14 protein-coding genes and 1 pseudogene are annotated in these 11127 nt (G+C 35.8%); 7 read left to right on the forward strand and 8 right to left on the reverse strand.

Features of this window, described 5'->3' with window-relative positions; translation table 11 throughout:
• Positions 1-60 precede the first annotated feature (60 nt).
• Both CCAL5182_RS02930 and CCAL5182_RS02935 read left to right on the forward strand, forming a co-directional pair.
• Positions 61-435, forward strand: coding sequence for an L-arabinose ABC transporter (locus CCAL5182_RS02930; protein WP_336610210.1), 375 nt, complete (start codon positions 61-63; stop codon positions 433-435).
• Positions 435-842: a pyridoxamine 5'-phosphate oxidase family protein gene (locus CCAL5182_RS02935; RefSeq protein ID WP_169937573.1), complete on the forward strand. Its 408-nt coding sequence runs from the start codon at positions 435-437 to the stop codon at positions 840-842. Before CCAL5182_RS02930 ends, CCAL5182_RS02935 begins: the two co-directional genes overlap by 1 nt.
• Positions 843-867: 25 nt before the next feature.
• Here the strand turns inward: CCAL5182_RS02935 and luxS are convergent, their stop codons facing one another.
• On the reverse strand, positions 868-1383 hold the full coding sequence (luxS, locus tag CCAL5182_RS02940) for an S-ribosylhomocysteine lyase (protein WP_169937575.1): 516 nt from the start codon (positions 1381-1383) through the stop codon (positions 868-870).
• A gap of 176 nt (positions 1384-1559) precedes the next feature.
• Between luxS and petA the strand changes: the two genes are divergently transcribed.
• Genes petA through CCAL5182_RS02955 form a run of 3 tightly spaced genes read left to right on the forward strand, consistent with a single transcriptional unit; the run spans position 1560 to position 4366 of the window.
• On the forward strand, positions 1560-2063 hold the full coding sequence (gene petA, locus CCAL5182_RS02945; RefSeq protein WP_169937576.1) for a ubiquinol-cytochrome c reductase iron-sulfur subunit: 504 nt from the start codon (positions 1560-1562) through the stop codon (positions 2061-2063).
• A gap of 9 nt (positions 2064-2072) precedes the next feature.
• Positions 2073-3317: a cytochrome b gene (locus tag CCAL5182_RS02950; protein ID WP_169937578.1), complete on the forward strand. Its 1245-nt coding sequence runs from the start codon at positions 2073-2075 to the stop codon at positions 3315-3317.
• A gap of 2 nt (positions 3318-3319) precedes the next feature.
• Positions 3320-4366, forward strand: coding sequence for a c-type cytochrome (locus CCAL5182_RS02955; RefSeq protein WP_336610211.1), 1047 nt, complete (start codon positions 3320-3322; stop codon positions 4364-4366).
• A 107-nt stretch (positions 4367-4473) separates the two neighbouring features.
• Here the strand turns inward: CCAL5182_RS02955 and fldA are convergent, their stop codons facing one another.
• The 5 genes from fldA to CCAL5182_RS02980 all read right to left on the reverse strand — a co-directional run bounded on the left by fldA (position 4474) and on the right by CCAL5182_RS02980 (position 8198).
• On the reverse strand, positions 4474-4965 hold the full coding sequence (fldA, locus tag CCAL5182_RS02960; protein WP_336610212.1) for a flavodoxin FldA: 492 nt from the start codon (positions 4963-4965) through the stop codon (positions 4474-4476).
• 179 nt (positions 4966-5144) lie between these two features.
• Positions 5145-6215 (reverse strand): PTS transporter subunit IIC, encoded by a 1071-nt coding sequence (locus tag CCAL5182_RS02965; RefSeq protein WP_336610213.1) that lies wholly within the window; start codon positions 6213-6215, stop codon positions 5145-5147.
• A gap of 116 nt (positions 6216-6331) precedes the next feature.
• The gene (locus CCAL5182_RS02970; RefSeq protein ID WP_336610214.1) at positions 6332-7054 is read right to left on the reverse strand and encodes a hypothetical protein; all 723 of its coding nucleotides are present in this window, start codon (positions 7052-7054) and stop codon (positions 6332-6334) included.
• Positions 7055-7057: 3 nt separating this feature from the next.
• Positions 7058-7372, reverse strand: coding sequence for a DUF2325 domain-containing protein (locus CCAL5182_RS02975; protein WP_169937588.1), 315 nt, complete (start codon positions 7370-7372; stop codon positions 7058-7060).
• Positions 7373-7508: 136 nt separating this feature from the next.
• Positions 7509-8198 (reverse strand): aspartate/glutamate racemase family protein, encoded by a 690-nt coding sequence (locus tag CCAL5182_RS02980; RefSeq protein WP_336610215.1) that lies wholly within the window; start codon positions 8196-8198, stop codon positions 7509-7511.
• 221 nt (positions 8199-8419) lie between these two features.
• Between CCAL5182_RS02980 and CCAL5182_RS02985 the strand changes: the two genes are divergently transcribed.
• Both CCAL5182_RS02985 and CCAL5182_RS02990 read left to right on the forward strand, forming a co-directional pair.
• On the forward strand, positions 8420-8806 hold the full coding sequence (locus tag CCAL5182_RS02985) for a hypothetical protein (RefSeq protein ID WP_336610216.1): 387 nt from the start codon (positions 8420-8422) through the stop codon (positions 8804-8806).
• Between the two features lie 12 nt (positions 8807-8818).
• Positions 8819-9910 carry a beta family protein gene (locus CCAL5182_RS02990; RefSeq protein WP_336610217.1) on the forward strand — a complete coding sequence of 364 codons (1092 nt, stop codon included), beginning with the start codon at positions 8819-8821 and terminating at the stop codon, positions 9908-9910.
• Here the strand turns inward: CCAL5182_RS02990 and CCAL5182_RS02995 are convergent.
• Together CCAL5182_RS02995 and CCAL5182_RS03000 are read right to left on the reverse strand one after the other, a co-directional pair.
• A complete protein-coding gene (locus CCAL5182_RS02995; protein ID WP_336610218.1) occupies positions 9879-10547 on the reverse strand; it encodes a sce7726 family protein in 669 nt (222 codons plus the stop codon). The two genes, CCAL5182_RS02990 and CCAL5182_RS02995, sit on opposite strands and share 32 nt — an antisense overlap.
• Before the next feature lie 89 nt (positions 10548-10636).
• Positions 10637-11127: pseudogene (locus tag CCAL5182_RS03000) on the reverse strand (phage late control D family protein); the annotation flags it as partial.

The raw sequence follows: 11127 nt of genomic DNA on the forward strand, positions 1-11127 counted from the left end.
AAATTTCAAATTTATAAAGCCATTTTTATGTAAAATAACCAAAAAATTTAAAGGTTTTTTATGTGCTGCTTTGGCGTTAGGGTTTTTTTACTTATATTTATAACCGTTTTAAGCTTTGTTTTTCATAGACTTTATCCTCAAATTCAAGTTGTTGCATACTATCTTTTGCTGGCAAATTTCTTAGCATTTATGATATTTTCTCTATTTTTTAGAGGAGCTTTGCCAAATTTTGTAAAACCTGGTGCGGTTCATTACTTTTCGCTTATCGGCGGAAGCATCGGATCATTTGTGTCAATGGCAGTTTTTGGCAAAATTCGTAAAGATAGCTTTACTCTCATTGAGCTTGTTATTTTTGTATTTTGGCTCATTTTAGTAACGGTTGTGGCTTTAAATTTTATAAAAATTAGTGAATTTTTCTACGAGTTTTTAATCTAATGGATGATAAGATATTAAATTTTATTAACAAAATGCACCTTTTATCGCTAGCGGTTATTGATGAAGAAAATTTACCTCACTGCGCAAGTTCGTTTTACGCCTTTGACGAGCAAAATTTAGCCCTACTTGTAGCAGGAGATAGTAAAACAAAACACATAAAAGCACTTGATAAAAATAATACGGTTGCCGGAACGATCGTGCTTGATACAAAAATAGTCGGCAAGATAGAAGGTCTTCAGTTTATAGCAAAGATGAGCAAGGCGACAAAATCCCAAAGAGAAATTTATTTCAAAAAATACTTCTACGCCTTAGCGATGGATCCTCAAATTTGGAGCATAGAGCTAAGGTGGGTGAAATTTACGAGCAATACACTCGGCTTTGGCAAAAAGCTAATTTGGAACAAATAAATTTAACCGCGGTTGCGGCTAAATTTTAATGTTTTTTAAGCCCTTTTGCATCAAGGTTAAGCCTTATAGCTTCATTGTCGATTATCCCGATACCTGATTTTAAAATACCGTTTGCTATCTCGTGAGCCTCTTTTAACGAGTGTAGTTTATAGCTACCGCATTGATATTCGTTTAACTCCGGGATATCACTCTGGCTTAAAACATTTGTGATATCTTTCATAGAAGCTTCCCACGCGTCAATAACCTCTTGAGAGCTTGGCGAACCGATAAGGCTCATGTAAAACCCGGTCCTACATCCCATCGGCGAGATATCTATGATCTCTACTCCGTCGCGGTTTAAGTGTTCGCGCATAAAACCTGCAAAAAGATGTTCTAAAGTGTGGATCCCACGTTCAGGGAGCATGCTTTCATTTGGCTTACAAAAACGTAAGTCAAAAACTGAAATTTCATCGCCTTTTGGTGTTTTCATCGTCTTTGCAAGACGAACTCCTGGCGCATTCATAATGGTATGATCAACGCAAAAACTATCAAGAAGTGGCATTTTTTCTCCTTATTTTAAAAAGCGTTGAGTGTATCATAAAAATTTGAATTTTTGGCTAAAATCCTTATAGTTACATTTAACATAAAATAAAAAAGTAATATCGAATTTATTATAAATTTTTAATACTTTTTCGTTATAATCCAAACAAATTTTAAACTAGCGAGGAAAGGAAATAAATGTCTGTAAAACAAGAAAGACGTGATTTTATCGGTCTTGCGTTTGGTGCGGTAGCCGCTGTTGGCGGTGCATTTTCGCTTGTTGCCGTTAAGAAAACATGGGATCCGCTCCCAAGCGTTAAAGCGGCCGGTTTTACGACTGTCGATCTTAGCCCAATGAAAGACGGTGAGATGAGGCAGGTTGAGTGGCGTAAAAAGCCTATTTTCATACTTAAAAAAGATGCGAGTATGAGCGCAAACGATGCTCGTGATGTCGTTGTGGGAGATAGCAGATATACCGTTGTTATAGGACTTTGCACACATCTTGGATGTATCCCTGAGTATAAAATGAGCAAACAAACATTTGTTTGTGCCTGTCATAGCGGTGAATTTAATGTTGACGGCATAAACACTTTTGGACCTCCTCCGCGCCCACTTGATATACCTCCATTTAAGATAGACGGCACCAAGCTAGTTCTTGGAGAAACAAGCCCTGAGTATGAAAAACTCGTAGGCAAAGCGTAAGGAGAGAATATGGCACAAATTCATAAATCAACAGGTGTTTTAGACTGGTTTGAACAACGTCTGGCTGTTACCAAACTCATGAAGGTATTAGTTAGCGAGTATTGGATACCAAAAAACATCAACTTTCTTTGGGCGATGGGTGTTATCCTAACAACGCTTTTTGCACTTTTACTTATAACCGGCTTTTTACTATTAATGTATTACAAGCCTGATGTAAATTTAGCATTTGACAGTGTTAACTACACTATCATGCAAGAGGTTGAATACGGCTGGTTGTGGCGTCATATACACGCTGTTTCGGCTTCAGTTATCTTTCTTATCATGTATATCCACCTACTTACCGGACTTTACTACGGCTCATATAAAAAGGGCAGAGAGTTAATTTGGATAAGTGGCATGATACTATTTATCTGCTTTTCGGCAGAAGCCTTTAGCGGATACATGCTACCTTGGGGACAAATGAGCTACTGGGCAGCAACCGTTATTACACAGCTTTTCGGCGCCGTTCCTGTTATCGGAGATGCTTTAGTTGAGTGGATACGTGGTGACTATGCGGTAGGCGATGCGACACTTACTAGATTTTTCATGCTACACGTTTGTTTGTTGCCTTTGGTTACGATTTTAGTATTAGTAATCCACTTTTACTCATTAAGAATTCCTCACGTAAATAACGAAACTAGCGAAGAAATTGACTTTGACATAGAAGCAGAAGTTTACCTAAAAGGTGATAAAGCTAAGTCAAAAGTTATACCTTTTTGGCCAGGATTTTTAGCTAAGGACTTTATGTATGTGGCATTTTTCATGATATTTTTTATATATCTTGTTTGTTTCCATTACGGTTTTGCTATGGATCCGATCAACTTTGAGCCCGCAAACCCACTAAAAACTCCTCCGCACATCTATCCTGAGTGGTATTTCTTGTGGCAATACGAAATTTTACGCGGTTTCTTCTTTGATATGTTTGGCATAACAGCTTCAAACATCGGACTTATATCATTTGCATTTGCAGGTGTTGCATTTATGCTTATACCTCTACTTGATAGAAGCGATGTTGTGGCTCCTGCTCATAAAAGACCGCTTTTCTTTGTATGGTTTTGGGTGCTTGTTATAGACCTTATAGCACTTTCTATCTTAGGTAAAGTCCCAACAGGTGGAATTATGGATTGGTTAGGATTTGGCTCATCCGCACTTTTCTTATTTTTATTTATCGTTGCGCTTCCTGCGATTACGATACTTGAAAGAAAAAGGGGGTAATTATGAAAGAGCTTAAAATTTTTGCCATAGTTGTTTTTCTATCTGGCGTTTTATACTGGGGTATTGAGCCTTATGCTCACTCAAAACTTCACCCTCATACGGCTGCGGCTGAATTTGACTACTCAAAAGAGGATGAGCTTCACGCCAAGAATGTCCTAGAGGCCAAAAAAGCTGCACTACAAAGTGCAAAAGAACTTAAAGACGAAGCTAAGATAAATGCCGCACAAGCAGATGTAGACAGTGCTCAAGCTTCGCTGGACGAGTATGCTGCATTTTGGAACGAGATAAAAGCTATCGACTTTAGTAAAGGTGACGCAACAAAAGGAGCTGATACGTTTTTGGCAGCAGGTTGTACCGGTTGCCACGGTATAGAGGCTGCGGGCATGCCTTCTGCTATGGATAATGCTACTGCAAGCGCTAGCTTTGGCGTTGTTCCGCCTGATCTTAGCACGGCAGGTTTTATATATGATGATATGTTCTTGGCTGCGGTTATAAAAAACCCTACACTAGCTGTAAAACTAGGTCATAAATTTAACGACGAAAATCTGTTTCCTATGTTACCGTTCTTTGGCGCAGGTGGCGACATGAATGAAGAGCTAGCCGATATGGTTGCTTACTTAAAATCAATAGCCAACAAATATGCCCAAGAGCACAATGGCATAAGCGATGAAAAGTTATTTGAGGACGCGTGCCAGCGTTGTCACGACAACAAATACGACAACAAATACACTCTATCAAATCGTATAGATCTAGCAACTTACATGGGTTCAAATCCGCCTGATCTATCTATGATGATAAGAGCTAAAAATTCAGACAACTACCTAACAAAGCTTATCAATGATCCGCAAAAAATGCTTGCTGGAACATCTATGCCACGTGTTGGCTTAAATGAAAAAGCAACCGAGCAGATCGTAAGCTATATGGAAAAAGTAGGCGATAGTAAAAAAGATGAGCGCTCAAGTGTGGGAATTTATACGATGGTATATTTCTTGATACTTGGTATATTTGCTTGGCTTTGGAAACGTAAAGTTTGGAGCAATCTTCATTAATATTAAAGGGTCATTACGACCCTTTAAATTTTAAAATTCTTTTATACACATAGATTTTTATTATCTTGCTAAAGTATGAGGATTTTACGGCATGAAGCCGTAAAATTTTATGCAAATAGAGGTTTTATCTCATTAATCCAAGTAAGAATTCTTTCTTCGGTTTTCTCGCTTTCATTGTCCGCATCAAGTGCAAGACCGACAAATTTACCATTTCTCACGGCATCAGAGCCATCGAATGTGTATCCATCTGTACTTACTTCGCCAACAGCCTTAGCGCCTTTTTCCATGATGGTATCATAAAGTTTTGCCATACCGTTGCAATACTCATCAGAATAGCTCTCGCTATCACCCATGCCAAAAAATGCAACAGTTTTACCCTCTAAATTTAATCCACCAAAATCAAACGAATCCCAGTCGTCTTGCAAATCGCCACTACCCCATGTAGAAGTGCCTAGGATCAATTTATCATATCCGTTTAACTTCTGGGCGCTAGCATCGCAAACATTTAAAACTTCGTTGTCAAGACCCAAATTTTCACTTAAAAATTGAGCTGCCTCTTCAGTATTTCCCATACTGCTACCGTAAATTATACCTATCATTTTATTCCTTTGAAAAATTTTTATTGTTGACTTATACTACCACAAATTTGCAAATACTAATTATATATAAAATTTATAATTAGTATTTTGAGAAACAATATCTTTATCATGATAAAAATCTTGTGATTCTAACATAACTAACCTAAAAAAATATATTATTATAAAATAAATTTCAATCCTTAAGATTTTTGCCTACTTAAACTCAAGTCTTCGTCGTTAAAAAGCCCATATCTTTTAAAAATTCCTCCAAATGCTACCGCCAAAAAGGCAGGGATTATAAAAGAAATTCCAAGCAAAACAGCCCAGTCAAAGCCTGATATGCCGACTTTTGTGCCATTTGCCACATCGGCTAGCCAACCAGTATATACTCCCATCTGTCCCACAAAAGCGCATGTTCCCATTCCTGAAGCGATGGCTGCCCCGTTCATTTGAAACCCTAATATCGCAGCGATCGCACCATTTATGGCTGAAACTATAATGATAGGTATCCAAATGATAGGCTTTTTAGCGATATTGCCCATTTGTAGCATACTTGTTCCTATGCTTTGAGCGATAAAGCCGCCAAAACCGTTTGCCTTATAACTCATCACTGCAAATCCAACCATCTGTGCGCAACAACCGGCAAGTGCCGCACCTCCGGCAAGCCCTGTAAGCCCAAACCCAGCACAAATAGCAGCCGAACTAATCGGCAAGGTAAGCGCCATTCCAATCACAGCCGCCACGATAGCGCCCATTAGTACCGGATAAAGTTCGGTCGATACCATTACGGCCTTACCGACAGACATGGCCACAGCACCTATAAACGGAGCTATCCACATAGCTAACACACAACCAAAAACAACCGTAACAACTGGAGTTAGTATGATATTTATACTATTTTTTATGCTTACTATCTTACCTACTTCACAAGCCGCTAGTGCCACTACATATACAGCAAGCGGTCCACCTGCGCCACCTAGTGTGTCGCTTGCGTATCCAACCGCACACAAAGAAAACATCACAAGAGCCGGTGCATTTAATGCGTATCCGATAGCAACCGCCATCGCAGCACCTTTTGAAGCTATGGCAAAATTTGCGATTTGAGTTAAAATTTCCACTCCAGCTTGCTTGCCGATAGTAGATAATATCGTACCGATAAGAAGTGAAGCAAATAAACCCTGCGCCATTGCCGACAGTGCGTCTATAGCGTATCTACGCCCAGAGATTACCACGTCTTTTTCAAGTAAAAATTCCTTAAATTTATCTTGCATTATATACCCCCAGAGTGTAATTTCTCCGTTTTACAAGAAAGTTGGTTAAAGAAAGGTTAAATAAATCACAAAAGATTAAATTTGCTTCTTGCCTTGTAAATTTTTCTCATAAAAATTTAAAACAACTTATGACTTATCGTATATGGAACAAGTTTGAGCTTGCCGCTACATCTACAAGACTCGTGTCTAACCTCAACATGTTTTAAAAATTTACCATTTCTTGGAAATACTATAAACATCGCCTCAAGGTCGCTCTCGTTTAAAATGCGTGTTGCACGTAGAATTTCACTTTTTGCAGTATGGAAACTATCTTTTGAGATCTCTTTAAAACTAGGTATAACACCAAATATCTTCTTGCCCGAACACTCCGCGAAGATAACACCGTCTTTTAGATAAATTTGTTTATCGGGATGTTTTTTGCTGATCTTATCATAGACAAAGCCTGCAAACATATCATTTGCCTCAAAGCACAGTTCAAATTTACCGGAACTATACAACATCTTTATAAGCTTGGCTACATGACACACCGGCTCTTTTGCCATAAATTTCAACCTACTAAAATCCCTTTGCAAATAAGCATGTATCAGGGCATTTGAAACCAGGCAGAAATTTTTTACCTTGCAAATTTTTAAAGAATTTATCTTTAAAAGATCATCTATGTAGGCTCTAAAGATATCTTCTATCTTTAAAAATTTAGCGTATTTTAAAGGGATTTTTAGCTCATTTTTGACATTAGCATTATAAAGTGTTAAAAAGATTTTAGCCTTTTGAAATTTACTAAGCTTTGAAAAAATACTTGGAGTTATTTCTCCAATATCTAATAAATGCCCGAATTTCATCGATTATTCCGCTTTGCATCCAAATTCCTTATCTAGTCCAAAGACTTTACAATACTCGCAAAAGACGCAGCTAACACTTCTTTTGGCACAAACTATCGGGATGTTGCGCTTTTTGGCTTGAGTTTTTATGGTTTTCATCGTGTTGTGGTTTAAAAAGCTTGTTAGCATAACTACACACTCGGTATCTTGCGGGATCGGCTTGCGGTTCACGCGATTTTCATTTCTTGCATCCCAATGCTCAATCCTTTGCGCACCCAAATCCTTCAAAACAGCCTTTATCGGGGTGATTTCATCTGCTCCTATTACCAAAACCGACATATTAGACTCCTAAGATTTTATTTTTGATAGTGATTATTATAAACTATCTTTGCTAAATTCTTTCTTAGTTATGAGAGCTATTATCATTATGTCTAAATTTATAACTTATGTGGAGAAAAAGGGCGGAAGTTTTTGCCTAATTAATCGCCAAATTTACCGCCTCATCTATATGTATAAATGTAGTATCAAAAAGTTTAATATCCGTGCTGTTTTGGTCAACCAAAAGCCCTATCTCAGTGCAACCAAGTATCACGCCTTTTGCACCTTGACTAGCCAAATTTGAGATGATATTGAAAAATTTATCACGCGATGTGGCTGAAATTTTACCAAAACAAAGCTCTTTAAATATAACTTCGTTTATAAATTTCATTTCATCCTCACTTGGAAGCAAAACTTCTACTCCGCCATCGCTCAACCTATCTTTATAAAACGTCTCTTTCATTGTATATATCGTGCCAAGAAGTCCTACTTTATCCACGCCATGCTCTTTTAAGGCCTTTAACGTAGCGTCAGCTATATGAACAACAGGTATTTTAACGCTAGATTGCACTCTCTCATAAACTTTATGCATGGTGTTTGTGCAAATGAGTATGAAATCAGCACCGCCAAGCTCTAAAACCCTAGCGTGACAAGAGAGAATTTCACCCGCATCATCCCATCTATTTTCATGCTGGCACAGCTCTATCTCTTCAAAATTTACACTACTTAACAGAATTTCAGCACTATTGAGCCCGCCAAGTCTTTCATTTACTTTGCGGTTTATTTCATTATAATATGTTATGGTTGATTCATAACTCATACCGCCAATCAGTCCGACCTTTTTCATAAAATTTCTCCTACTTAAAACAGTATCTTTTAAATAAATCTTAAAATACTGTATTATATTTTGGACATAAATTTAACATAATGTAAAACCACTTTTCAAATCAAAGTCACTTTACGCTTAAAATCAAAGTAGGTTTAAAAAGTATATTTTTAACTTTGATTTCTAACATAAATTTATTTAAGTGTTGGTATAATTAAACAATTAGATTTTAAAGGGTTATTATGCCAGAAAAATATGATGATAGATTGGATAAAGTTGAAAATAAACTTGATGGCATAAGCGATTGTCTGCAAAATATAAAAATAGAAACTGCAAAATTAGAGCAGTCTTTAGAATATATTAAAAAAGATATTGAGGGTAGCAAAACTGAAATTTGGGATATAAAAAAATATCAGACCAATATCTCTCAGCACGATAAAGATTTGGCGGTATTAATGGAAAAAATAAAAAATACAGAAGTCCTTATATTAAGTTATAAAAACGAAATGGAAACAAAGATGGTTACAAAAAAAGAACTTGATGAGAAAAAATATAAAAGTTGGGGATTATGGATATCTATAATAGCACTAATTGCATCAATTGTTGTTCCTTTTGTGTTCAATAAATAAAAGGATGACTTAATGTATTGTCCGATAATAAAAAATAAACTAAATGAGATCAAGGGGCTAAGACAAGCCATAAAGCAAACTAGCTTAATACAAGTAAAACCCATTATTGAGCTAGTAGGCACAAAAAATCAAGATATTAACGACTTTTTAAATTTATTGCTTGATGATACCAAGGTAAATGGCATATCGGATATACTAAAGAATACCGAGTGTTTTATAGATATACCAACATATTTTCCAAATCAAATTTTTAATGACTTAAGCTTAACTGACCATCAAGTTAAATATAACTTTTTCCTTGAGCTGTCAAGTAAAGTAAAAGAGGCGGGATGTAATGATATTACACCCGTGATATCATTTGATTATTCACACGAAACCAAAATGGATAGCATCAGGCAAAATAGAGTTTTTGCAAGAAAAATTATGCAGAGTTTTGATAATTTTGCCATAAGACTATTTTCAAGCGATCTATTTAAGAAAGAAGATTTGGATATTTTTTGGGAATTATACGATTTTTTACCAGACAAGATAGAAAAAGCTACACTCATTATAGAGGTTTCTAGCTCAAGCATAGACTATGTTATAAAAAATATAGAAGAAATTACCACGCAAAGCAATATAAAAAATATCATATTAGCCGGAGAGAGTTTTGCAGATAGCCAAAAATTTGATACTGAACTTGGATATACTAGGTCAAAAAATATACACTTATTAAATTTTAATAAAATAAAAAAAAGATTTTCCAATACATCCTTTAATTATGCTGATTTTACAATAACTGACAAAATACAATCTAGTATAGATATAGATAGCGAGAAGGGATTTTTATATTATCCATTTATAAAGTATACTACAGAAGATGGCAATTTATGTACTTTTACAGCTAGCAACAGGGGGAATTACGAGCAATATGGTGAACTTTGCAAAAAAATAATTGAGCAGGTTAGAAATTTCTCGGTTTCACATTGTGATACATGTGATTTTATAAACAGCATCGCATCTAAAAGCATAAATGACGGGTTTAAAGCCGGAAGCGTTTGGAAGTATAGGATGATAGCTCACTATATAACCACTATGAGAAATTTAATAAATACTGTCTGTTGATCTTGTTTTTTAATAAAAAATACAAGGCATTTTTATTGTCTTTGTTTTTTTTATATTCCAAAAATCCATTTTCATATCTATATCTTAAAGCAAATCTAAAAGCCTTTACAGCTTCTTTGTTGCTAGTTATTTCGCAAAACTTATCCACTAAAGCTCTTTTATCCAAATGGCCTTTAAAATTTATGTTTTTTTGCTCTAAAAAATATTTTAGCTCATCGACCCAAAGCATACTGGATAAATTTTGCTTTGATATATTTTTATTAATCTTTGGCTTTTTTATTACCTTAAAAGAGATCATATTATTTTGATAAAAAGCCTCGATAATCCCTGTATTCAATGGAATATTTAGCTTATTTATATCAAATCTATCTCTCCAAAAAACAAAATTAACGTATTCAAATACCTCGCTAAACCCATTTAGCTGATCGTTTAATCTAATAGCGGTGTCAAGTTCACTTTTTATCTCGTAAGCGATAGTATGCCCATTAGATACCACTATATCGGCTATTTTATCACCAATTGATGTTTTAACAAGTATTTCACTTGTAATAGTTTTATTGATATATTTTTTGTCCAACCAATCTATCAAGCATTTTTTTATAGCGTTTGCATCTACTTTTGAGTTTTTGTTTTTCATATTTCACACTAAGCACTTTTTGTGCCATTTTGTATTTTTTTGTAAAATAATATAGTTTTTAATTAAAAAAATCAATGTCAATAAAAACTTTAACCCTCAAACTCCACATCTACCATATAGCTTGTAGTGCTTAGATTATGAGATACGCTCTTTATGCTAAACTCTATATTCTCAAGTCCTGCTACACCTGTTATTTTTAGTTTTCCGCCTGCTCTTAGCTCGCGCCCGGCACAAGTTAGATTTCCGTTTATACCGCCCCTTTGTAGCTCATTTAGCTTGGCTTCGCCCTTTTTAAAAGCTTCGTTGTCTGATTTTGGTTCAGGGATTGTGAGTTTATATGTTTGCTCTCCATTTCCTATCTTTACTTGTTTATCCTTGCCGTCTTTTGAGTCGTGCCACTGAACTATAACGGCAGAATAGCTATTTCTATTTGCCTCCGTGATCGATAGGCTTTCACACTCGTTTATAGCTATTTCAAAGTTTGGTAGAGCTTCGTTCTTTGGAGTGTTTGATGTGCTTGTCTCATCTCCTTTGGCATCCTTGCTTGCTATGATGATGGTATTATTTGCTACTTTCATTA

The sequence above is a fragment of the Campylobacter sp. 7477a genome (assembly GCF_014892335.1).
Taxonomy (GTDB): Bacteria; Campylobacterota; Campylobacteria; order Campylobacterales; family Campylobacteraceae; genus Campylobacter_A; species Campylobacter_A californiensis.